This is a genomic window from Streptomyces sp. NPDC002588, assembly GCF_040295925.1.
GTDB lineage: Bacteria > Actinomycetota > Actinomycetes > Streptomycetales > Streptomycetaceae > Streptomyces.
In genome coordinates this window covers 1-23840 of the sequence record NZ_JBEOWF010000041.1, presented here as the reverse complement: position 1 = coordinate 23840, position 23840 = coordinate 1, and the positions used below count along the sequence as shown (strand labels likewise).

Sequence of the window (23840 nt, the reverse complement as noted above, 5' to 3'; positions counted from 1 at the left end):
ATACGACACGTAGGAGATGCAATTTCCATGACAGACGCACTGAAGCGCCTCTCCGAGGAGGGCGTCGCGATCTGGCTGGACGACCTGTCGCGCAAGCGGATCACGTCCGGCAACCTCGCCGAGCTGATCGACCAGCAGCACGTCGTGGGCGTCACCACCAACCCGTCGATCTTCCAGAAGGCCATCAGCGGCGGCGACGGCTACGAGCAGCAGGTCGCCGACCTCGCCGCCCGCAAGGTCACCGTCGAAGAGGCCATCCGCATGATCACCACGGCGGACGTCCGCGACGCCGCCGACATCCTGCGCCCGGTCTTCGACGCCACCGGCGGCCAGGACGGCCGGGTGTCGATCGAGGTCGACCCGCGCCTCGCGCACAACACCCGGGCGACGGTCGCCGAGGCCAAGCAGCTGGCCTGGCTGGTCGACCGCCCCAACACGCTGATCAAGATCCCGGCCACCAAGGCGGGTCTGCCGGCGATCACCGAGGTCATCGGCAACGGCATCAGCGTCAACGTCACGCTGATCTTCTCCCTCGAGCGCTACCGCGAGGTCATGGACGCCTACCTGGCGGGCCTCGAGAAGGCGAAGGAGAAGGGCCTCGACCTCTCCCTCATCCACTCGGTGGCGTCCTTCTTCGTGTCCCGCGTCGACACCGAGATCGACAAGCGCCTGGACGCCCTGGGCACCGACGAGGCCAAGGCCGCGCGCGGCAAGGCCGCCCTCGCCAACGCCCGGCTCGCCTACCAGGCGTACGAGGAGGTCTTCGGGACCGACCGCTGGCGCAAGCTGGAGAGCGCCGGCGCCAACAAGCAGCGTCCGCTGTGGGCCTCCACCGGTGTGAAGGACCCGGCGTACAAGGACACCCTGTACGTCGACGAGCTGGTGGCGCCCAACACGGTGAACACCATGCCGGAGGCCACCCTGTTCGCCACCGAGGAGCGGGGCGAGATCACCGGCGACACCATCACCGGCACCTACGAGCAGGCCCGCGCCGACCTCGACGCGGTCGAGAAGCTCGGGATCGCGTACGCCGACGTGGTGCAGCTCCTCGAGGACGAGGGCGTCGAGAAGTTCGAGGCGTCCTGGAACGACCTGCTCAAGTCGACCGAGGCGGAGCTGGAGCGCCTCGCCCCCTCGGAGGGCTGAACTCTTGTCGCCCCTTTCCGGTTCCGGAGCGAACCCGCTCCGTGACCCCGCGGACCGACGGCTCCCGCGTATCGCGGGGCCGTCGGGCCTGGTCATCTTCGGCGTGACGGGCGATCTGTCCCGGAAGAAGCTCATGCCCGCCGTGTACGACCTCGCCAACCGGGGTCTGCTGCCGCCGGGCTTCTCCCTGGTCGGCTTCGCCCGCCGCGAGTGGGAGCACGAGGACTTCGCCGCCGAGGTCCACGACGCCGTCAAGGCGCACGCCCGCACGCCCTTCCGCGAGGAGGTCTGGCAGCAGCTCATCCAGGGCATGCGCTTCGTGCAGGGCACCTTCGACGACGACGACGCGTTCGAGCGCCTGCGGGCGACGATCGACGAGCTCGACAAGGCGCAGGGCACGGGCGGCAACTTCGCCTTCTACCTCTCCGTACCGCCGCGCTCCTTCCCGGTGGTCATCCAGCAGCTGAAGAAGCACGGGCTGGCCGACCAGACGAAGGACTCCTGGCGGCGCGCGGTCATCGAGAAGCCCTTCGGCCACGACCTGAGGTCGGCCGAGGAGCTCAACAAGGTCGTCCACGAGGTCTTCGCCCCGGACCAGGTCTTCCGCATCGACCACTACCTGGGCAAGGAGACCGTCCAGAACATCCTGGCGCTGCGCTTCGCCAACACCATGTTCGAGCCGATCTGGAACCGGTCCTTCGTCGACCACGTGCAGATCACCATGGCCGAGGACATCGGCATCGGCGGCCGCGCCGGCTACTACGACGGCATCGGCGCCGCCCGGGACGTCATCCAGAACCACCTGCTCCAGCTCATGGCACTCACCGCCATGGAGGAGCCCGCCTCCTTCGACGCGGACGCGCTGGCCGCAGAGAAGACCAAGGTGCTCGGGGCCGTGCGGCTGCCCGAGGACCTCGGCCGGGACACCGTGCGCGGTCAGTACGCGGCCGGCTGGCAGGGTGGCGAGAAGGCCATCGGCTATCTCGAAGAGGACGGCATCGACCCGAAGTCGAAGACCGACACCTATGCCGCGATCAAGGTGGAGGTCGACAACCGCCGCTGGGCGGGCGTCCCCTTCTACCTGCGCACCGGCAAGCGGCTGGGCCGCCGGGTGACGGAGATCGCGGTCGTCTTCCAGCGGGCCCCGCACTCCCCGTTCGACACGACGGCCACCGAGGAACTCGGGTCGAACGCGATCGTCATCCGCGTCCAGCCCGACGAGGGCGTGACCGTCCGCTTCGGCTCCAAGGTGCCCGGCACCTCGATGGAGATCCGGGACGTGTCCATGGACTTCGCCTACGGCGAGTCCTTCACGGAGTCCTCGCCCGAGGCCTATGAGCGCCTCATCCTCGACGTCCTCCTCGGCGACTCGAACCTCTTCCCCCGCACGGAAGAGGTGGAGCTGTCCTGGAAGATCCTCGACCCGATCGAGGAGTACTGGGACAAGCACGGCAAGCCCGCCCAGTACCCGTCCGGTACCTGGGGGCCCGTCGAGGCGGACGAGATGCTCGAACGAGACGGACGGAGCTGGCGCCGGCCATGAAGATAGACCTCACGGACACCACCGCCAGCAAGATCAACAAGGCGCTGGTCCAGGGCCGCCGGGCCATCGGCACCCCGGCCGTGGGCATGGTGCTCACGCTGGTCATCGTCACCGACGAGGAGAACGCCTACGACGCGCTGAAGGCCGCCAACGACGCCTCCCGCGAGCACCCCTCGCGCACGCTCGTGGTCATCAAGCGCGTCTCCCGCACCCCGCGCGACCGCACCCATTCGCGGCTCGACGCCGAGGTGCGGGTGGGCGCGGACGCGGGCACCGGCGAGACGGTCGTGCTGCGGCTGTACGGCGAGGTCTCCGACCACGCCCAGTCGGTGGTCCTGCCGCTGCTGCTGCCCGACGCCCCCGTGGTCGTCTGGTGGCCGGTGAACGCCCCGCTCGACCCGGCCGCCGACCCGCTCGGCGCGCTGGCCCAGCGCCGCGTCACCGACACCTACGCCTCCGAGCAGCCGGTGCGCGAGCTCGGCGCCCGCTCCGACACCTACACCCCCGGTGACACGGACCTGTCCTGGACCCGCATCACGCCGTGGCGCTCGATGCTGGCCGCGGCCCTGGACCAGGTCACCTGCGAGGTGCGGTCGGTCGAGGTGGAGGGCGAGGAGTTCAACCCGAGCTGCGAACTGCTCGCCATGTGGCTCGCGGACCGGCTGGACGTCCCCGTCAGGCGCTCGCTGTCGAACGGCCCCGGGCTCACCGCCGTGCGCATGGCGACCTCGTCCGGGCCGATCACACTGGACCGGGCCGACGGCTCGCTGGCCACGCTCTCCATCGAGGGCCAGCCCGACCGTGCGGTGGCGCTCAAGCGCCGCGACACGGCCGAGCTGATCGCGGAGGAGCTGCGCCGGCTCGACCCGGACGACACGTACGCCTCGGCCCTGCGGTTCGGGGTGGAGCGGCTGAACGCGTCGGCCGCGGCGGCGGTGCGGGAGCCGAACGGGGACGCGGTCGCGAGGGCCGTGGCCGCGGTCGAGAAGGCCGGAGCGGCGGTCGAGAAGGCCGAGGTCGCGGTCGAGAAGGCCGAGGTCGACGCCGAGCCCGTCAAAGAAGCCGAGCCGGCCAAAGGAGCACCGGGCGGCCTCGAAGCACCTGAGGAAGCTTCCGGGAAGGAAGGGGCGGCGCCGGCATCGCTGAAGCAGCTCCCTTCCGGCCTGCCCTCGAAGGCGGCGGCGAAGTGAACGCCCCGCAGTTGGTCGTGCACCACGACAAGGAACTGATGGCCCAGGCCGCCGCGGCCCGGCTGATCACGAAGATCGTGGACGCGCAGGCCTCCCGGGGCTCCGCCTCCGTGGTCCTCACGGGCGGCCGCAACGGCAACGGCCTGCTGGCCGCCCTGGCCGCGGCGCCCGCCCGGGACGCGATCGACTGGGGCCGGCTCGACCTGTGGTGGGGCGACGAGCGCTTCCTGCCCGAGGGCGACCCGGAACGCAATGTCACGCAGGCCCGCGAGGCCCTGCTGGACGCGGTGCCCCTGGACCCGAAGCGCGTGCACGCCATGCCCGCGTCCGACGGTCCGTACGGCGCCGACGTCGAGGCCGCCGCGGAGGCGTACGCCGAGGAGCTGGCCCGTGCGGCCGTCCCCGAGAACCATGGCGCGGTGCCCACCTTCGACGTCCTGATGCTGGGCGTGGGCCCGGACACCCATGTGGCCTCGCTCTTCCCCGAGCTGCCGGCCGTGCGGGAGACCGAGCGCACGGTGGTCGGTGTGCACGGCGCGCCGAAGCCCCCGCCGACCCGGGTCACGCTGACCCTGCCGGCCATCCGGGCGGCGCGTGAGGTGTGGCTGCTGGCGGCCGGCGAGGACAAGGCGCAGGCCGCGGCGATCGCCCTCTCGGGCGCGGGCGAGATCCAGGCCCCGGCGGCGGGCGCCCGCGGCCGGGCCCGCACCCTGTGGCTCCTGGACCAGTCGGCGGCCTCCCGGCTGCCCAGGTCGCTGTACCCGCCCGCCTCCCCCTGAGGCAGTCGTCCCTCCCGCACGGAACCCGTACGGTCAACCGCCGTACGGGTTCCGGCCGTTGTGGGCGCTGTACCGGGTGTACGGCGATGTCGCCGGCGGGGTCCACGGGCCCGGCGTGGGCTGGGCCGGTCCCGGGACGCTCGCAAGCGTGGCCGGGTGGACCGTGAGCCGGATGCCGTAGCGCTTCCGGAGGCGGCGGGTCTCCAGCAGGGCGATCGCCGTGACCGTCACCGGGGCGCCCAGGACGAAGGTGGCGCCCGGCACGCGGCCCAGGCCGTGCGTGTCGGCGGTGACGATGTCGGGGACCGCCATCAGCCAGGTCGTCACGGTGGCCAGCAGCGGCGGCAGACAGCGGTGTACGGCGGCGGTGCCGAAGAAGTTGCCGGTGAGCCGGACAGCGCCCGCTATCACGAAGAAGGCCGTCCACAGGCCCAGGGCGCTCAGGACGATCTTCGGGAGCGTCCCGAGCATGTCGCCGAACGCGAACAGCGCGATACAGACGAAGGCCGAGGCAGTGAAAAGCGAGAGCAGTTTGAGCGAGTCGAAGAGTCTCGCCCGCAGCCGGCGCACGGTACCGCCGCGACGCCAGACCAGGAGCATCGCACCGGTCGCCAGCGGGGTGACGCAGAACAGCACGGCCGATGCGGTCGCGGCGTTCCTCGGCAGGTCGTCCCAGGCCAACCGGGCCCCGACGAAGAAGTGGACGCCGAGGGCCGCGAAGAATCCGGCGGCCACTCTGGCCCGCTTGAGCCGCTCCACGGTCGGGTCGAGCGGTTCGGGGATCCAGGCGGGGTGGAACACCGCGCGGGCCACGCGATGGGGCAGCAGGAAGGACCGGGCCGTCAGACTGCCGTCGGTCCAGCTCCTGCGGTGCGCATTACCCACTTGAGGCTCCCGAACGATCGTGTGCATGATCGCCCGGGAGTCTACAAGGAATGGAATCAGCTACGGCCGCGCAACTCACGGTACTTGGCGACCAGTGCCTCGGTGGAGGCGTCGAGGCCGGGCACCTGGGCCCCTTCCGTCAGCGCGGGTTCGACGCGCTTGGCGAGGACCTTGCCCAGCTCCACGCCCCACTGGTCGAAGGAGTCGATGTTCCAGATCGCGCCCTGCACGAACACCTTGTGCTCGTAGAGCGCGACGAGCTGGCCGAGCACCGAAGGGGTCAGCTCACGGGCGAGGATCGTGGTCGTCGGGTGGCTGCCCCGGAACGTCTTGTGGGCGACCAGTTCCTGCGGCACCCCCTCCGCTCGCACCTCCTCGGGCGTCTTGCCGAAGGCCAGCGCCTGCGTCTGGGCGAAGAAGTTGGCCATCAACAGGTCGTGCTGTGCGCTGAGTTCGTCGCTCAGCTCGGCGACCGGCCGGGCGAAGCCGATGAAGTCCGCCGGGATCAGCTTCGTGCCCTGGTGGATCAACTGGTAGTAGGCGTGCTGCCCGTTGGTGCCCGGTGTGCCCCAGACGACGGGGCCGGTCTGCCAGTCGACCCGATCGCCGTCCCGGTCGACCGACTTGCCGTTGGACTCCATGTCGAGCTGCTGGAGGTAGGCGGCGAACTTGGACAGGTAGTGGCTGTAGGGCAGCACCGCGTGCGACTGGGCGTCGTGGAAGTTGCCGTACCAGATGCCCAACAGGCCCAGCAGCAGCGGAACGTTGGACTCGGCGGGAGCGGTGCGGAAGTGCTCGTCGACCAGATGGAAGCCGTCGAGCATCTCCCGGAACCGGTCCGGGCCGATGGCGATCATCAGCGACAGGCCGATCGCCGAGTCGAAGGAGTAGCGGCCGCCGACCCAGTCCCAGAACTCGAACATGTTGGCCGTGTCGATGCCGAAGCCGGCGACCTTCCCGGCGTTGGTCGACAGCGCCACGAAATGCTTGGCGACCGCCGCCTCTCCCCCACCCAGCGCGTCCAGCAGCCATGTGCGGGCCGAGGTGGCGTTGGTGATCGTCTCGATGGTGGTGAAGGTCTTGGACGCGATGATGAACAGCGTCTCGGCGGGGTCCAGATCACGGGTGGCCTCGTGCAGGTCGGCGCCGTCGACGTTGGACACGAAGCGGACCGTGAGGTCGCGGTCGGTGAAGCTGCGCAGCACCTCGTAGGCCATGGCCGGGCCGAGGTCGGAGCCGCCGATGCCGATGTTGACGACGTTCCTGATCCGCCGGCCGGTGTGCCCGGTCCACTCGCCGGAGCGGACCCGGCCCGCGAAGTCGGCCATCTTGTCGAGGACGGCGTGCACCGCGGGCACCACGTTCTCGCCGTCGACCTCGATCACCGCGTCGGCGGGGGCGCGCAGCGCGGTGTGCAGAACGGCGCGGTCCTCGGTGGTGTTGATCTTCTCGCCCCGGAACATCGCGTCGCGCAGCCCGAACACGCCGGCTGAGGCGGCCAGCTCGCGCAGCAGCCGCAGTGTCTCGTCGGTGACGAGGTGCTTGGAGTAGTCGATGTGCAGGTCGCCGACCTGCAGCGTGTATCCGCTGCCGCGCTCCGGGGCTGCGGCGAACAGCTCGCGCAGCTGTACTTCGCCGAGCTCTTCGCGGTGCTTGGCCAGAGCCGTCCACTCGGGCGTCTGGTTGAGCCTCGTACGGCCGTCTGCGTTCATGTCGGACTTCAGCCCTTCCTCACCTGTCCGTGCTGCCTCGCACGTCTTGCCCCGCCGCTCCCAACCTAGTTGATCAGGGCGTCGCATGAGCGGACGCGTCGCTGCCACGCGGGGCAACAACAGGTACGTCCGCCCGGCCCGCGGGTATCAACGCGGCGACGGCGAGGGCGAAGAAGGCGGCCCCCAGGCACCGGCGACGGCTCCTCCCATCAGGGCGCCCAGGGGCACTCCGGCGAAGGACAGGGTCCGGAAGGCCGAACTGACCCTGCCGAGGAGGTCGGTGGGGGTGCGCTGCTGCATCAGGGTCGTCGTGTTGACGTTCCACACCATGCCCATGAGCCCGAAGACGACGAGGGCGCCGACCAGCACGGCCAGACTGCGCACGGTTCCCATGACGACGAGCGCGGCGGTCTGCGCCCCGCCGGCGAGGAGCACGGCACGGACGGGGCCGATGCGGCGCACGAGCCGGCCGTTCACCACTCCCCCGGCGAGGTTGCCGACGGTGACCGCGGTGCCCGCCGCGGCATAGCCCGCGGGGCCGGCGTCCAGCCAGCCGGTCACCAGGACGACCAGCGTGGCGAGCTGGGCACCCATGCCGACGTTGCACAGGGCGGTGGCTGCGCACAGGCCTCGCAGCGGACCGTCCCGCCACAGGTGCCTCAGGCCCTCCGCGATCTCCCGGCGCAGGCTGCTGCCCGCGCCTGTCGGCTTCCGCCCGGGAGCGGTGGTGCGCAGCGAGGCGACCAGCGCGGCCGCCACGAGGAAGGTCGCCGCGTCGACCGCGAACGGCACGGCCGCGCCGGCGGCGATCAGCAGCGGTACGACCGGTGTGCCCACCAGACCGCCGGCGATCCGCTGCCCGGTCATCAGGCGGGCGTTGGCACTGCCCAGCGCTTCGCGGCCCACGAGGGCGGGCAGCAGGGCCGTGGAGGCGTTGTCGAACAGCGTCTGGAGCGTGGTCAGGGCGAAGGTCAGCACGATGAGCAGGGCGATCGAGGCGTGGCCGAGCGCCACGGCCACCGCGAAGCCGGCGACGAGAAGGCCCCGTACGGCGTCCACCGCCCCCATGGCGCGCCGCTGGTCCACCCGGTCCGCGACGGCGCCGCCGAGCAGTCCGAAGACGATCCATGGCAGGTAGCTGCAGGCGGTGACCGAGGCGATGAGCAGCGGATCGTCGGTCAGTGACACGGCCAGCAGCGGCAGGGCGGCCGCACGCAGGGCGTCACCGAAGCTGGACAGCACGGCGGCGCTCCACAGCCGCCGAACTCCGTCACGGATCCCCCTCCGGTCACCGGCGCGTCACCGTCACGAGAACGGCTGCGGACAACCGTAGAGGGCACCACTGACAATCGGCCGGACGCCTCGAGGCGTCCGGCCGGTATCGATCAATACACCTAGATCTCGCCCCGCAGTTTGGCGAGCGCTTCGGCGAGGATCGCCTCACCGTCCGCGTCGCTGCGCCGCTCCCGCACATAGGCGAGGTGCGTCTTGTAGGGCTCGGTGCGCGGCGGGGCCGGGGGGTTGTCCCGGTCCTGGCCGGCCGGGAATCCGCAGCGCGGGCAGTCCCAGGTGTCGGGAACCTGCGCGTCGCTCGCGAAGCTGGGCTGCGTCTCGTGCCCGTTGGAGCACCAGAAGGAGATGCGCAGACGGGGCGCGGACTCGCCCCGCTCGGCCTCGCCCATCGGCCCCGCCCCGACCCGGCTTCCTCGGATCGCGTTGCCACTTGCCACGGTCGTAACTCCCTGCGTGATGGTGCCGCAAAGCGAGTCGGCGTTTCGCTTCGCTGCGAGCGCCTCAGTCTACGTAAGGCCCAACGCGCGTCCAGTGATTGGAGTTACAGCCCCCACATCTAGACGCAAGCCCCATGATAGGCCGCGCTCAGCTGCGCGTACCGAACATGGGGCCTTACGTACGGAATGTGCGTGCCTGTGAGAGCCTGGTCAGCTGTTCGTCTTCATGATGATGCCGAGGACGACGATGCACGCGAACCAGCACAGACCCACCACCACGGTGATGCGGTCGAGGTTGCGCTCGGCGACCGAGGAGCCGCCGACGGACGACTGCATACCGCCACCGAACATGTCGGAGAGACCGCCGCCCTTCCCCTTGTGCATCAGCACCAGCAGCATCAGCAGCAGGCTGAAGACGATCAGGGCGATCGAGAACCCCAAAACCACGGCTGGACCAACTTCCTCGGATTCGGATAACGAGATATGACGACGGGGGCACAGCACCTCGGCTGTGCCCCCGCAAGAGTACGACGGATCGGGCCTACCGCATACTCGCAGCCCGACTCACCGGTCGTTTCACTGGTCGCGGAAACGCACGATCTTGACGAACTCGTCCGTGTCCAGCGAGGCGCCGCCGACCAGCGCGCCGTCGATGTCGGCCTGCGCCATGATCTCGGCGACGTTGCCGGCCTTCACGGAGCCGCCGTACTGGATGCGGACCTTGTCGGCCTGCTCCTGGCCGTACAGCTCGGCGAGCTTCCCGCGGATCGCGGCGCAGACCTCCTGGGCGTCCCCGGCGCCGCAGACCTTGCCGGTGCCGATGGCCCAGACGGGCTCGTAGGCGATCACGATGGTCTCGGCCTGCTCGGCGGGGACATCCTTCAGTCCGCCCTCGACCTGGGAGAGGGTGTGGGAGACGTGGTTGCCCGCCTCGCGGACGTCCAGCTCCTCACCGACGCACAGGATGGGGGTGAGGCCGTGCTTGAAGGCGGCCTTGACCTTGGCGTTGACGATCTCGTCGGTCTCGGCGTGGTACTGGCGGCGCTCGGAGTGGCCGATCGCCACGTACGTGCACTTCAGCTTGGCGAGCATCGGGCCGGAGATCTCGCCGGTGTAGGCACCGGACTCGTGCGCCGAGATGTCCTGGGCGCCGTACCGGATGGCGAGCTTGTCGCCCTCGACCAGGGTCTGCACGGAGCGCAGATCGGTGAAGGGCGGCAGGACGGCGACCTCGACGGCCTCGTAGTCCTTGTCGGACAGGGCGAAGGCGAGCTTCTGGGTGTGGGCGATGGCCTCGAGGTGGTTGAGGTTCATCTTCCAGTTGCCCGCCATCAGGGGCGTGCGGCCCGTTTCGGGAGCAGTCATTGAGGGTCAGTCCTCCAGTGCGGCGAGGCCGGGGAGCGTCTTGCCCTCGAGGTATTCGAGGGAGGCGCCGCCGCCGGTCGAGATGTGGCCGAATGCGTTCTCGTCGAAGCCCAGGAGTCGGACGGCGGCGGCGGAGTCACCGCCGCCGACGACCGTGAAGGCCGGGGAGTCGACGAGGGCCTGGGCGACCGCCTTGGTGCCCTCGGCGAAATCGGGGTGCTCGAAGACGCCCATCGGGCCGTTCCAGAAGACGGTGGCGGCGTCGGTGATCTTCGAGGCGTACAGCTTGCGGGTCTCGGGACCGATGTCCAGGCCCATCTGGTCGGCGGGGACGGCGTCCGCGGCGACGGCGGTGGGGTTCGCCGGCGCCTTGGTCTTCAGGTCCGGGAACGCGGGGGCGACCAGCACGTCCACGGGAAGGACCAGCTCGACGCCGGTCTTCTCCGCGCGCTCGACGTACTCCCGGACGACCGGGATCTGGTCCTCCTGAAGGAGGGAGCTGCCGATCTCGTAGCCCTTGGCCTTGAGGAAGGTGTACGCCATGCCGCCGCCGATGAGCAGGCGGTCGGCCTTGCCGAGCAGTTCGTCGATGACGGCGAGCTTGTCGGACACCTTGGCGCCGCCGAGCGCTACGACGTAGGGGCGCTTGACGTCCTCGGTGAGCTTCTTCAGGACGCCGACCTCGGTGGCGATGAGGAAGCCGGCGGCGTGCGGCAGCCGGGCGGGGAGGTCGTAGACGGAGGCGTGCTTGCGGTGCACCGCGCCGAAGCCGTCGCCGACGTAGACGTCCGCGAGCTGGGCGAGCTGGTCGGCGAAGGCGCCGCGCTCGGCGTCGTCCTTGGACGTCTCACCGGCGTTGAACCGGAGGTTCTCGATGACGGCGACCTGGCCGTCGGCGAGGCCCGCGACCGTCTCCCGGGCCGATTCGCCGACGGTGTCGGTCGCGAAGGCCACGGCGGAGCCGAGGAGTTCGCCGAGCCGGGCGGCGGCGGAGGCGAGGGAGAACGCGGGGTCCGGGGCGCCCTTGGGGCGGCCCAGGTGGGAGGCGACGACCACCTGGGCGCCCGCGTCCGCGAGGGCCTTGACGGTCGGCAGGACGGCGCGGATGCGGCCGTCGTCGGTGATGGTCGTGCCGTCCAGCGGCACGTTGAGGTCGGCGCGGACGAAGACCCGCCGGCCTTCCACTCCTTCGGAGAGGAGTTCGTCGATCGTCTTCATGAAAGGGGCTCCCGAGGGCTGGTGATGCACCGTGATCGTAGACAAGGGCGCGGCGTACGCGAGTCAGGGCCCGGGCGGCGCGTCCCTGCGCCGCCCGGGCCCTGCGTTCACATCGAGGTGCCTGATCCGACGATCAGAGCCGGCCGCCGACGAAGACCGTCAGGTCGACGAGGCGGTTGGAGTAGCCCCACTCGTTGTCGTACCAGCCGAGGATCTTCACCGAGTTGCCCTCCTGGACCATGGTCAGGGAGGAGTCGAAGGTGCAGGAGGCCGGGTCGCTGACGATGTCCGAGGAGACGATCGGGTCCTCGGTGTACGCCAGGTAGCCCTTGAGGTCGCCGTCCTCGGAGGCCTTCTTGAACGCGGCGTTGACCTCGTCCTTGGTGACCTCGCGCTGCAGCGTCACGACCAGGTCGGTGGCCGAACCGGTCGGGACCGGGACGCGCATCGCGATGCCGTCCAGCTTGCCCTTGAGCTGCGGGAGGACCAGGGCGGTGGCCTTCGCGGCACCCGTCGTGGTCGGGATGATGTTCTCGGCGGCGGCGCGGGCACGGCGCAGGTCCGAGTGCGGGAAGTCCAGGATGCGCTGGTCGTTGGTGTACGCGTGGACCGTCGTCATCAGACCCTTGACGATGCCGAAGTTCTCGTCGAGGACCTTGGCCATCGGCGCCACACAGTTGGTGGTGCAGGAGGCGTTGGAGATGACGTGGTGGTTCGCCGGGTCGTACTTGTCCTGGTTGACGCCCATCACGATGGTGATGTCCTCGTCCTTGGCCGGAGCCGAGATGAGGACCTTCTTGGCGCCGCCGGTGATGTGCTTCTCGGCGTCGGCCTTCTTCGTGAAGATGCCGGTCGACTCGATGACGATGTCGACCCCGAGCTCGCCCCACGGGATGTCGGCGGGGTTGCGCTCGGACAGCACCTTGATGGTGTGGCCGTCCACGGTGATCGTGTCGGCGGTGTGCGACACCTCGGCCTTCAGGCGGCCCAGGATGGTGTCGTACTTGAGCAGGTGAGCGGTGGTCGCGGTGTCACCCAGGTCGTTGACAGCCACGATCTCGATGTCAGCACCCTGCTCCAGCAGCGCGCGGAAGTAGTTACGACCGATGCGGCCAAAGCCGTTGATGCCTACGCGGATCGTCACGAACCGATCTCCTCGTTGGTACGCCGGCCATGCGGTGCCGGCGAGCTGTATTTGGGATGTCCCCGACCACCCCCGACCCTACCTCTCCGGGACGCCGTCGGTGACATCGACTTCGCCCATACACGGCAGGACGGTCCGTACCCGCCAGTAGGGGTACGGACCGCCCGGGCCGTAAGGCCCTGCCGCCCGGTTTCAGCACGGAGCGTCAACCGGGCGGACACGTCATGTCACTGATCAAGTGATGCGAGTGCCTTTCCGATGAGCGTCTTGCGTTCGGCGGCCGAGGAGACGTGTTCCAGGCCGAAGCCGAGCAGCACGGTGTCGTCGGTGGTGACCGCTCCGTACGTCTGGAACAGCGCGCCGGTGCGCGCCCAGTCCCTCAGGACGGCCGGGCTGCCCGCGGGCGGTCCGGCGACCTGCCAGGCGCCGAGCGACGTCTCGAACCCCTCGGTCTCGGTGGCGGCGGAGCCGACGACCAGCGAGGCGTCGTCGACGAGGACGCCGTGGCCTCCGGTGCCGGGGTCGGTGACGTAGCTGATCGAGACCTCGATGTTCTTGCCCGCGTAGGCGCTCAGGTCGAAGTTCACCTGCTGCCAGCCGCTGGAGGCGCCGGTGAGGGCGTTCCAGGAGCCGGTGGTGCCGGTCGCGGTGCAGCCGTTCGAGCCGAGGGTCAGGTAGTGCTTGAGCCACGGGTGCTCGCCGATGTAGAAGCCGCCCCCGCACTCGGCCGGTACGGCCGTGCTGGTCGCGCCGCCCGCCTCGGGGAGCGTGGTCCAGTCGTCGGCGCCGGCCGTGTGGACCTCGACGATCGCGTTGTCGTAGCCCGGCTCGGTGTCCCACAGCAGCTGGGTGCGCAGGGTGGGCTTGCTCGCCGCGCCGACACCGCTGAGGTCGATGGTGCGGGTGAGACGCTTGTAGGCGTCGTCGGTGTGCACCGCGGCGGCCATGTACGAGCCCGTGTACGGCCCGTACGGGTTGACCGTCCCGCTGAACTGGCCCCCGCCCGCGCTCGTGAACTGCGGGTACGTCGAGACGGGCAGCTCGTCCGAGGTGACGCCGTAGGTGCCCGCCTTGTCGAGCGGGTTGCCGGGGGCCGCGCCGAGGGCGCCGGTGAAGCCGACGAGCGCGCCGGAGCCGGTGAAGCCGGTGGCGCCGGGGGTCGTCGTCCGGGAGTAGGCGCCCAGGTAGTACTGGCTGAAGTCGTCCGAGAGGGTGCCGTCGCCGAGGTCGACGGTGCCGCCGGCCAGTTCGCCCGCCTCGATCAGCTTGCCGCCCTCGTTGAGGAAGGCGCGCAGTTCGAGCTGGGTCGGATTGCCGGGGACGCTCGCGCCCGTGTAGTGGACGACCGTGTCGAAGTGGCCGAGCACCCCGAGCGCGTCGGGCGCGCCCTGGGTGGCGACGTCCCAGACGACCGCCTTGTGCCCGTTGGCCTTCAGCGCGTCGACGTAGGTCTGCGCCTGCGTGGCGGCCGCGCCCTCCTCGGCGACGACGAGGGTGTCGGCCTTGGGCCGCGCGGCGACCGTGTAGGTGAAGTGCGAGCTGGAGACCTTCTTGCCGGCCTTGGTCTCACCGGTGAACCACACCTCGACCTTGTCGCCCGGCCCGCCGTCCTGCACCTTGGCCCGGTACTCGTCGAAGTACAGGTTGTCGTACCCGCCGTAGGTCTCGCCGCCCTTCCAGGGCTTGAGCTTCCGGTCGTGCGTACGGCCGCCGTTGACGCGGTACTTGAGCTCCTTGTCGCGGATCGCCCTGCGGGCGACGACGGAGACCTCCTGGTCCGCGCCGCGCGAGTACGACGTCGTGAACGGCGCCGGGGCGAAGTCGGCGGCCTTCAGACCGACCGAGGACTTCGGCTGGTCGGGCTGCGCCGCGGACTCGGCGACGGAGAGCGCGAACGGGACGTTCTTGGTGAACTCCTGCTGGATCAGCTTCTCGTCGTCCGGGAAGTTGAAGACCGACTGGCAGTCCGCGGCGTTCCACTGGTCGTTCGGGTCGATGTTCGACGCGGTCTGACAGGTGGACATCTCGGGCGTGAACATCGCCGTGCCGTTGACGTTCGCCGCGTGGCCGTCCGCCTCGCCGTTGGTCGTGTAGAGCTCCGAGGAGACCTGCGGGTGGTAACCCGGGATCGCGGAGTTGTCGGGGGTGCCGGCGAGCGCCTTGTACATGACGTCGTCCGGGGTGTCGGTGGCGACCTGCCAGCCGACGCCGTAGAGCAGCAGTTCGGCGGCGGAGTGGTAGTTGATGCCGTACGTGAACCCGATCCGCTTCTCGAAGGAGTCGAGTGCCTTGGTCTCGGGCTCGGAGCCGGGGCTCGCGCCGCGGTAGGTCTGGCTGGTGGGGTTGGGGGACGAACCCTCGTCGTCGTAGCCCCACTTGTAGGAGAAGTTGCGGTTGAGGTCGACGCCGTCACCGGTGGAGATGACGCCGTCGCCGTTGACGTCCCGCAGGTTCTTGCGCCACAGGCGGGTGTCGGAGTTCTGGAAGGTGTAGTCGTAGCCGTCGGGGTTGGCCGACAGCACGAACCACAGCTCGGTGGAGTCGACGATCTTCTTGACGCGCTTGTCGGTCTTGTAGTTGTCCAGGTAGTAGTGCATCAGCCGGCGGGTCATTTCCGGCGTGATCCACTCGCGCGCGTGCTGGTTGGACACGTACAGGACCGAGGGCTTGGAGCCGTCCTTCGAACTCTTCGCGTTCTTGGTCAGTTTGAGCGCGAGGATGTCCTGGCCGTCGACGGTCTTCCCGATGGAGACGACCTTGGTCAGGCCAGGGTTCTGCTGCCCGGTGCGGACGACCTCCTCCTTCAGGCCGCCGCTGCCGCCGTAGGGGCGGAACACTCCGTCGGAGGCCGCCTCCAGCCGGTTCTCCGCCTTGGCCGAAAGGGTGTGCTCGGTGAGCTCGACACCCTGCTTCTCGAGCTTCTTCGCCTGCCCGTCGGTGAGGTAGACCTCGACGGTGGCGGTTCCCTTCTCGGGCGCCTGCTCACCGAGTTCATGGCCGTCCTGGCCGGCCGCCAGCAGCAGGGGCACCTGCTGCCTGGTGACCTCGGCGCGGAAGACCTTGACCTCGTCCGGGTCTGGTTTGGGCGCGCCCGCGGGCTGCGCCTGGGCGATGGGTGCGAGTGCTGCTCCGCCGAGCAGGAGTGCGCCGACAGCGAGGATCGATCTCGCTCTTCGTCTCATGTACCCCCCTTGCGTAGGTTCGCCACAGCGGCGAACTCTGCCAGGCTCATGACAGTTCATGATCCAGTCAAGGGCGCCTCAAGGACAGGGAAACGCCGGTGGTCCCACCCGATCGGGGTAGTCCACCGGCGTTCTGAGGGGGCGTCAGCCCACGAGGTTGTCGGCCAGCTCCTCGCTGAGGTTGGCCTCCGTACCCGGGATGCCGAGGTCCGAGGCGCGCTTGTCGGCCATCGCCAGCAGGCGGCGGATCCGGCCGGCCACCGCGTCCTTGGTCAGCGGCGGGTCGGCGAGCGCGCCCAGCTCCTCCAGGGAGGCCTGCTTGTGCTCCATGCGCAGCCGGCCGGCCGCCGCGAGGTGCTCGGGCACCTCGTCGCCGAGGATCTCAAGGGCGCGCTGGACCCTGGCGCCGGCCGCGACCGCGGCGCGGGCGGAGCGGCGCAGGTTGGCGTCGTCGAAGTTGGCGAGCCGGTTCGCCGTGGCGCGCACCTCGCGGCGCATCCGGCGCTCCTCCCAGGCCAGCACCGATTCATGCGCGCCGAGGCGGGTGAGCAGCGCGCCGATCGCGTCCCCGTCGCGGACCACGACCCGGTCCACGCCGCGCACCTCGCGGGCCTTCGCGGCGATCGACAGCCGGCGGGCGGCGCCGACCAGTGCGAGCGCGGCCTCCGGGCCCGGGCAGGTCACCTCCAGCGAGGAGGAGCGGCCGGGCTCGGTGAGCGAGCCGTGTGCCAGGAAGGCCCCCCGCCAGGCCGCCTCGGCGTCACAGGTCGCACCGGAGACCACCTGCGGAGGCAGCCCGCGGATGGGCCGCCCGCGGCCGTCCACCAGACCGGTCTGCCGGGCCAGCTGGTCGCCGCCGGCGACCACGCGCACGACATAGCGCGAGCCGCGGCGCAGCCCGCCCGGTGCCATCACGATCAGCTCCGAGCTGTGGCCGAAGATCTCCAGGATGTCCCGCTTGAGCCGGCGGGCCGCCATCGCCGTGTCGAGCTCCGCCTCGATCACGATGCGACCGCTCACCAGGTGGAGGCCGCCGGCGAACCGCAGGATGGCGGAGACCTCCGCCTTTCTGCAGCAGGTCCGGGTGACGGGGAGCCGGGAGATCTCATCCTTCACCGCTGCCGTCATCGCCATGGGCCGATCCTTCCATGCATCCGAAAAATACGGTCGTACGCGGCGGCGAGGAGCTCCGGGTCGTGCCGGGGCGTTCCGTCGGTCCGGGCCACCGTCGCCAGCTCGACAGCGGCCCCGAACCGGGTGGCGGCATCGGTCAGGGAGTCGCGGTCGGGCACGGCGGCCTCGTCGGCCAGCACCACGTCCAGGGCGAGTTTAGGGGCGTGTCGTCCCAAAACCTCCAAATGACGCTGCGGGGAGAAGCCCTCGGTTTCTCCCGGCTGCGGCGCGAGGTTCAGCGAGAGTACCCGCCGCGCCTTGGTCTCCATGAGAGCGTCCAGCAGTTCGGGCACGAGCAGGTGCGGGATGACCGAGGAGAACCAGGAGCCGGGGCCCAGGACCACCCAGTCGGCGTCCAGGACGGCCGCCACCGCCTCGGGGACGGCGGGCGGGTCGTGCGGCACCAGGTGCACGGACTGCACCTCGCCGGGGGTCAGGGCGACGGTCGCCTGGCCGCGGACGGTGTCCACGTCCTCCGGCCGCTCCGGATCGTGGCCCCTGACCAGGGCCTGGAGCTCCAGCGGGACGGCCGACATGGGCAGCACCCGGCCGTGCGCGCCCAGCAGGTTGCCGACCAGGTCCAGGGCCTGGACGTGGTCGCCGAGCTGCTCCCACAGGGCGACGATCAGCAGATTGCCGACCGCGTGTCCGTTGATCTCTCCCTGGGACTGGAAGCGGTGCTGGATGACCCGGGCCCAGGTCTGGCCCCAGTCGTCGTCGCCGCACAGCGCGGCCAGCGCCTTGCGCAGGTCCCCGGGTGGCAGCACGCCGAGTTCGTCCCGCAGACGGCCGCTGGAGCCGCCGTCGTCGGCGACCGTGACGACGGCGGTGAGGTCGCCGGTGATCCGGCGCAGCGCGGCGAGCGACGCGGACAGGCCCATGCCGCCGCCGAGCGCGACGACCTTGGGCTGGGCGCCGCGACGGCGCGGCCGGGCGCCGCGGGTCTCGACCGGCCGGCTCGCGCGGGCCTCGGGAACCGGCCTGCGCAGCCGGCCCAGCCGCGGAGTACGTCCCGTCATTCCCGTCCCATGTCCCGGTGTACGACCACCGTCTCCACACCCTCGGCCGCCAGGCGGGCGGCGAGCTTCTCCGACATCGCGACCGAACGGTGCTTGCCGCCCGTGCAGCCGACCGCGATGGTCACATAGCGCTTGCCCTCCCGGCGGTAGCCCGCGGCAACCAGCTGCAGGAGCTCCGCGTACCGGTCGAGGAACTCCTTCGCGCCGGGCTGGTTGAAGACGTACGCCGCGACCTCCTCGTTGAGGCCGGTGAAGGGGCGCAGCTCCGGGACCCAGTGCGGGTTGGGCAGGAAACGCATGTCCACGACCAGGTCGGCGTCGACCGGGAGGCCGTACTTGAAGCCGAAGGACATGACGGTGGCCCGCAGTTCGGGCTCCTCCTCGCCGGCGAACTGGGCGTCCATCTTGGCGCGCAGCTCGTGCACGTTGAGGCTGGAGGTGTCGATCACCAGGTCGGCGTCGCCGCGCAGTTCGCGCAGCAGTTCGCGCTCGGCGTCGATGCCGTCGACGATCCGGCCGTCGCCCTGGAGGGGGTGCGGGCGGCGCACGGACTCGAAGCGGCGCACCAGCGCGTCGTCGGAGGACTCCAGGAAGACGATCCGCCGGGTGACGTGCTTCGACTCGAGGTCGGCGAGGGACTCGCGGAGGTTGTCGAAGAAGCGGCGGCCGCGGACGTCGACGACGACCGCGATCCGGGCCACGTTGCCCTGGGAGCGGGCGCCGAGTTCCACCATGGTGGGGATCAGCGCGGGCGGGAGGTTGTCGACCACGAACCAGCCGAGGTCCTCCAGACACTTGGCGGCCGTCGAGCGGCCGGCCCCGGACATGCCGGAGATGATCACCAGCTCGGGGATGGCCGCCTCGGGGACCCCGGGCGGCGTGCTGTCCGTACTCACCTGTGCTCCGTCTTCGTGGCGTGCGTCGTGCTCGGCGCTGTCGGGGGCCGGCTCGGGGCCGGTGTGGGGCTGGGCACTGTCGGGGGCCGGCTCGGGGCCGGTGTCGGACCGGGGGCGGCTTTCGCCCGTTTCCCTGGGCGCCTGGCCGGCTGCGGCCGTGGGCGCCTGATCTCGCTCGTCCGTGGGGTGTGCTCGGTACTCGTGCTCGGTCATGTCTCCTGCCCCCGTCGTTCTTCCGGGGCGCCCGCTGTCACGGGGTCCCCCGGGGAACCCTCCGTCGTCTCGGGTTCCTCATCATCAATGATCTCTCCGGTCGCCATATTCACGGCGGGGGCGGGCCGGGCCGCAAGCGCGAGGGCCGCGACGATGGTCTCGGCCGTCTTGCGGCCTATGCCGGGAACCTCGCAGATCTCGTCGATCGTCGCGGAGCGCAGCTTCTTCACCGAGCCGAAGTGCTTGATCAACGCCTGCTTGCGGGTCTCGCCGAGACCGGGTACCTCGTCCAGGGGGCCGGCCCTGAACCGCTTGGCCCGCTTGGTTCGCTGGTAGGTGATCGCGAAGCGGTGGGCCTCGTCGCGGACGCGCTGGAGGAGGTAGAGGCCCTCGCTGGTGCGGGGCAGGACCACGGGGTCCTCTTCGTGCGGCAGCCAGACCTCCTCCAGGCGCTTGGCGAGGCCGCAGACGGCGACGTCGTCGATCCCCAGTTCTTCCAGGGCCCGCTGCGCGGCCGCGACCTGGGGCTGCCCGCCGTCCACGACGACCAGCTGGGGCGGGTACGCGAAGCGCTTGGGGCGGCCGTCCTCCTCGGTGAGGGCGTCCTCGCCGTCGGCCCACTCCCCCGTCCGCTCCTTCTCGGCGAGATAGCGCCGGAACCGGCGGGTGATCACCTCGTGCATGGAGCGGACGTCGTCCTGGCCCTGGAAGCTCTTGATCTGGAAGCGGCGGTACTCGCTCTTGCGGGCCAGGCCGTCCTCGAAGACCACCATGGAGGCCACCACGTCGTCGCCCTGGAGATGCGAGATGTCGTAGCACTCGATCCGCAGCGGGGCGCTGTCCAGGCCGAGGGCCTCGGAGATCTCCTCCAGGGCACGCGAGCGGGTGGTGAGGTCGGAGGCGCGCCTTGTCTTGTGCAGGACGAGTGCCTGCTGGGCGTTGCGCTCCACGGTCTCCATCAGGGCCCGCTTGTCGCCGCGCTGCGGGATGCGCAGCGAGACGTTCGCCCCGCGGCGGCCGGTCAGCCACTCCTGGACGGGGTCCACCGGGTCGGGCAGGGCCGGGACCAGCACCTCCTTGGGCACGGCGTCGCCGCTCTCCTCGCCGTACAGCTGTTGCAGGGCGTGTTCGACGAGGGCACCGGTGGTGATCTCCTCCACCTTGTCGGTGACCCAGCCGCGCTGGCCGCGCACCCGGCCGCCGCGGACGTGGAAGATCTGGACGGCCGCCTCCAGCTCGTCCTCGGCGACCGCGATCAGATCGGCGTCGGTGGCGTCCGCGAGGACCACCGCGTTCTTCTCCATGGCCTTCTTCAGGGCCTCGATGTCGTCGCGCAGGCGGGCGGCCCGCTCGTACTCCATCTCCTCGGCCGCCTCCGTCATCTGTTTCTCCAGACGGCGGAGGTAGGTGCCGGTGCGGCCCGCCATGAAGTCGCAGAACTCGTCGGCCAGTTCTCCGTGGTCGTCGGCGGTGATCCGGCCGACACAGGGGGCGGAGCACTTGCCGATGTAGCCGAGCAGGCAGGGGCGGCCGGTGCGGGCGGCGTTCTTGAAGACTCCGGCGGAGCAGGTGCGCACGGGGAAGACGCGCAGCAGCAGGTCGACGGTGTCCCGGATCGCCCACGCGTGCGCGTACGGACCGAAGTACCTGACGCCCTTCTTCTTGTGGCCGCGCATCACCTGTACGCGCGGGAACTCCTCGTTCATCGTGACCGCGAGGTACGGGTAGCTCTTGTCGTCGCGGTACTTCACGTTGAACCGGGGGTCGTACTCCTTGATCCAGGAGTACTCCAGCTGGAGTGCCTCGACCTCCGTGGACACGACCGTCCACTCCACCGACGCGGCGGTGGTGACCATCGAGCGGGTGCGCGGGTGCAGGCCCGCGAGGTCCTGGAAGTAGTTCGCCAGGCGCTGGCGCAGGCTCTTCGCCTTTCCGACGTAGATCACCCGGCGGTGCTCGTCGCGGAACCTGTACACCCCGGGAGAGTCCGGGATCTGTCCCGGCTTGGGGCGGTAGCTGGAGGGGTCGGCCATGTCTCACACCCTACTGGCGCGGAGTGACACTCCGGCGGGGCTGTGGACAACCGTCGGAGTGTCCTGGGGGCTGTGGACGACTCCGGACCCGGAAGGTGCGGCAGGCCCCCGGCAGAGGGCTTTCGAGGGCCCCGATCAGGGGCCTCCGGGAGACGTCGGCGGCCGGCCGCCGGATGTTTTTGGACAGCCGGCCGCGATCCGCTCCCGCGGCGGGCCGGCGACGTCCGCCGCCGTCACGGGCCCCGAACCGCCGCCGAGCGTCCCGGTCCCCATCACACCGGTGAACCTCGCACACCGGCCACAGCCGTGCGTCACTCGGGCATCAGGTGTTGTCGGGACTTGGTCAACACGCTTCAATGCGGGGGAACTCGGGGCCCCGAACGACGCTTCACGGATGTGAAGGAGTGCCTGGCGTCCGCGGGCGGCCCCGACCCCTCACGCGCACGGTTTGACCAGCCTGCGCGAGCCTCCACAGAAAGGCCCCTGCATGCCGCACGCCACACAGCACGCGGACGCCGTCGAGGACGCCGCCACCGCGGAACTGGACACGGTCCTGCGGGGCGGCCCGTTCCACGTCGCGCTGCGTGCCGCGATCGCCGCCCGTGGACTGCCCCTGCAGCGCGTCCAGCACCATCTGACTCGTCACGGGGTCAAGGTCGGTGTCACGAGCCTGAGTTACTGGCAGCAGGGCGCCCGGCGCCCGCAGCGCCCCGAGTCCCTGCGGGCCGTCCGCGCGCTGGAGGAGATCCTGCACCTGCCGGACGAGTCCCTGATCCGGCTGCTGGAGGACAGCGGCGGAAGCGGCGGCGCCGTCCTCGCGGCCGGACAGCCCGCCGGCCGGTCCTACCGCTGGTTCCTCGAAGCGTCCGACGTCCTTGAACGGCTGCATGCCGAACTGGAGTGCCCACTGGACAGCGGGCTGCACACGCTGGGCCACCACGAGCGCGTCCGCATCGGTGCACGCCGTGAGCTGCTGGGACGCGAGTCGCAGCACATCGTGCGCGCGCACCGCGACGGCGTCGACCGCTTCGTGGCCGTCCACCACGGCGACCCCGGGTGCGCTCCCGACCGGATGACCGTGCACGCCCTGGAGAACTGCCGGGCGGGCCGCGTCCGCCGCCACCAGGACACCGGCGTCCTGGTGGCCGAACTGCTCTTCGACACCCGGCTGCGGGCCGGAGACACCTTCCTCTTCCGCTACGCCGTCGAGGACGGCACCGCCGGCGTCTCCCGCGAGTACGTCCGGGGCTTCGGCGCGGCGGGCGGCCAGTACGCCCTGCAGATTCGTTTCGACGAGCACGCTCTGCCCGTGCGCTGCCACCGGTTCAGCCAGCACTCGGCGGCCGCGCCGCGCGGCGGCCGGCAAGAGCTGGCGCTCAGCGGCCGCCACCACTCTGTCCACCTGGTCGAGCCTCGCGTACGGACCGGGCTGCTGGGCATCGGGTGGGACTGGGAGTAGGCCACCGGGGCGCGGTGCGGATCGTGCCGTTCCGTACCGTGACCTCCGGCGGAGCGGGCACACTCGACCCGAGCTGTCCCAGCAGCCCGAGGTGTCCCCGAAAGGAACCGCCCCGTGATCGTCGTCGCCGGTGAGGCCCTCATCGACCTGGTACCGCAGGGGCCGGGCGCCCTCGCCGGTCTGCGGCCGGCCCTCGGCGGCGGCCCTTACAACACCGCTGTCGCCCTCGGCCGTCTCGGCTCCCCCACCGCCTTCTGCTCCCGTCTCTCCTACGACGCCTTCGGTGAGGCGCTGCTCGGCGGACTGCGAGAGTCGGGCGTGGACGTGTCCGCCGTGCAGCGCGGCAGCGAGCCGACCACCCTCGCGGTCGCCACTGTCGACGACAGCGGCTCCGCCGCCTACTCCTTCTACGTGGAGGGCACCGCCGACCGGCTGTTCTCGGCGCCGGCCGCGCTTCCCGAGGGGACGCGCGCGGTGTCCTTCGGCACCTGCTCGCTGGTCCTGGAGCCGGGTGCGACCGCGTACGAGGACTTGCTGCGGGCCGCCGCGGACCAGGGCGTGTTCACCACGCTCGACCCGAACATCCGGCCCGGGCTGATCCCGGACGCGGACGCCTACCGGGTCCGCTTCAAGAGCTGGCTGCCCTCGGTGAACCTGCTGAAGCTCTCCGAGGAGGACGCCCTGTGGCTGGGCGGCACCCCGCGCGAGTGGCTGTCCGCCGGCCCCTCGGCCGTCGTGATCACGCACGGCGGCGACGGGCTGAGCGTCGTCACCCGGGACGGCGCCGTGCACTCCGTGGCGGGTGAGCGGGTCGACGTCGTGGACACGATCGGCGCCGGCGACACCGTGAACGCGGCGCTGCTGCACGGTCTTTCGGTGCGGGACTCGTTGTCCGCGGCGGCCCTCGCCGGGCTGGGGGCGGACGGCTGGCGGGAGTTGCTGGGGTTCGCGGCGCGCGCGGCGGCGATCACCTGTTCCAGGGCGGGTGCGGAACCGCCGTACGCCGCCGAACTGGGCGCGCCGTAGCGGACGAACGGGATCATCCGGGGAACGGGCGGGGGCACGGCCACCTTGCGGGCCCGCACCACCCAGGACCTCTCCCGGTTCGACCTGGACTTCCTGCTGGACGTGAGCGAGGTGCGGGTCAACGGCG

Annotated in this window: 18 protein-coding genes and 1 pseudogene; 6 read left to right on the top strand and 13 right to left on the bottom strand. The window is 70.7% G+C overall.

Going from position 1 to position 23840, the window contains the following annotated elements:
- Positions 1-27 precede the first annotated feature (27 nt).
- The 4 genes from tal to pgl are packed head-to-tail and all read left to right on the top strand — an operon-like array spanning position 28 to position 4658.
- Positions 28-1146, top strand: coding sequence for a transaldolase (gene tal / locus ABT057_RS36455; protein ID WP_352348170.1), 1119 nt, complete (start codon positions 28-30; stop codon positions 1144-1146).
- 4 nt (positions 1147-1150) lie between these two features.
- Positions 1151-2689 carry a glucose-6-phosphate dehydrogenase gene (gene zwf, locus ABT057_RS36450; protein WP_352348169.1) on the top strand — a complete coding sequence of 513 codons (1539 nt, stop codon included), beginning with the start codon at positions 1151-1153 and terminating at the stop codon, positions 2687-2689.
- Positions 2686-3879, top strand: a complete 1194-nt coding sequence (gene opcA, locus ABT057_RS36445; protein ID WP_352348168.1) for a glucose-6-phosphate dehydrogenase assembly protein OpcA — start codon at positions 2686-2688, stop codon at positions 3877-3879. The genes zwf and opcA overlap by 4 nt, the downstream gene beginning before the upstream one ends.
- The gene (gene pgl / locus ABT057_RS36440) at positions 3876-4658 is read left to right on the top strand and encodes a 6-phosphogluconolactonase (protein ID WP_352348167.1); all 783 of its coding nucleotides are present in this window, start codon (positions 3876-3878) and stop codon (positions 4656-4658) included. Before opcA ends, pgl begins: the two co-directional genes overlap by 4 nt.
- A gap of 33 nt (positions 4659-4691) precedes the next feature.
- Here the strand turns inward: pgl and ABT057_RS36435 are convergent, their stop codons facing one another.
- The 13 genes and pseudogenes from ABT057_RS36435 to uvrC form a co-directional block, all read right to left on the bottom strand.
- Complete coding sequence (locus ABT057_RS36435) at positions 4692-5543, bottom strand: hypothetical protein (RefSeq protein ID WP_352348166.1); 852 nt, start codon at positions 5541-5543, stop codon at positions 4692-4694.
- Between the two features lie 56 nt (positions 5544-5599).
- Positions 5600-7255 (bottom strand): glucose-6-phosphate isomerase, encoded by a 1656-nt coding sequence (gene pgi / locus ABT057_RS36430; protein ID WP_352348165.1) that lies wholly within the window; start codon positions 7253-7255, stop codon positions 5600-5602.
- A gap of 73 nt (positions 7256-7328) precedes the next feature.
- A pseudogene (locus ABT057_RS36425) lies at positions 7329-8533 on the bottom strand (MFS transporter).
- A gap of 116 nt (positions 8534-8649) precedes the next feature.
- A complete protein-coding gene (locus tag ABT057_RS36420) occupies positions 8650-8985 on the bottom strand; it encodes an RNA polymerase-binding protein RbpA (RefSeq protein ID WP_010352468.1) in 336 nt (111 codons plus the stop codon).
- A 210-nt stretch (positions 8986-9195) separates the two neighbouring features.
- Positions 9196-9432, bottom strand: a complete 237-nt coding sequence (gene secG / locus ABT057_RS36415; protein WP_352348164.1) for a preprotein translocase subunit SecG — start codon at positions 9430-9432, stop codon at positions 9196-9198.
- A gap of 129 nt (positions 9433-9561) precedes the next feature.
- On the bottom strand, positions 9562-10317 hold the full coding sequence (tpiA, locus tag ABT057_RS36410; protein ID WP_352348242.1) for a triose-phosphate isomerase: 756 nt from the start codon (positions 10315-10317) through the stop codon (positions 9562-9564).
- 39 nt (positions 10318-10356) lie between these two features.
- Positions 10357-11568, bottom strand: coding sequence for a phosphoglycerate kinase (locus tag ABT057_RS36405; protein WP_352348163.1), 1212 nt, complete (start codon positions 11566-11568; stop codon positions 10357-10359).
- Between the two features lie 133 nt (positions 11569-11701).
- Entirely contained in the window at positions 11702-12712 is a 1011-nt protein-coding gene (gene gap, locus ABT057_RS36400) for a type I glyceraldehyde-3-phosphate dehydrogenase (RefSeq protein WP_352348162.1), read from the bottom strand.
- Positions 12713-12939: 227 nt separating this feature from the next.
- Positions 12940-15894: a M14 family metallopeptidase gene (locus ABT057_RS36395; protein ID WP_352348161.1), complete on the bottom strand. Its 2955-nt coding sequence runs from the start codon at positions 15892-15894 to the stop codon at positions 12940-12942.
- Between the two features lie 144 nt (positions 15895-16038).
- Positions 16039-17028, bottom strand: a complete 990-nt coding sequence (whiA, locus tag ABT057_RS36390; protein WP_030347991.1) for a DNA-binding protein WhiA — start codon at positions 17026-17028, stop codon at positions 16039-16041.
- Positions 17019-18086 carry a gluconeogenesis factor YvcK family protein gene (locus tag ABT057_RS36385; protein WP_352348160.1) on the bottom strand — a complete coding sequence of 356 codons (1068 nt, stop codon included), beginning with the start codon at positions 18084-18086 and terminating at the stop codon, positions 17019-17021. The genes whiA and ABT057_RS36385 overlap by 10 nt, the downstream gene beginning before the upstream one ends.
- Complete coding sequence (rapZ, locus tag ABT057_RS36380) at positions 18083-19195, bottom strand: RNase adapter RapZ (RefSeq protein ID WP_352348159.1); 1113 nt, start codon at positions 19193-19195, stop codon at positions 18083-18085. The genes ABT057_RS36385 and rapZ overlap by 4 nt, the downstream gene beginning before the upstream one ends.
- Positions 19192-21228, bottom strand: a complete 2037-nt coding sequence (gene uvrC / locus ABT057_RS36375; protein ID WP_352348158.1) for an excinuclease ABC subunit UvrC — start codon at positions 21226-21228, stop codon at positions 19192-19194. The genes rapZ and uvrC overlap by 4 nt, the downstream gene beginning before the upstream one ends.
- Before the next feature lie 487 nt (positions 21229-21715).
- On the opposite strand from uvrC, the gene ABT057_RS36370 reads away from it, so the two are divergent.
- Positions 21716-22687: a hypothetical protein gene (locus tag ABT057_RS36370; RefSeq protein ID WP_352348157.1), complete on the top strand. Its 972-nt coding sequence runs from the start codon at positions 21716-21718 to the stop codon at positions 22685-22687.
- Positions 22688-22801: 114 nt separating this feature from the next.
- Entirely contained in the window at positions 22802-23713 is a 912-nt protein-coding gene (locus tag ABT057_RS36365) for a carbohydrate kinase family protein (protein ID WP_352348156.1), read from the top strand.
- Positions 23714-23840 lie beyond the last annotated feature (127 nt).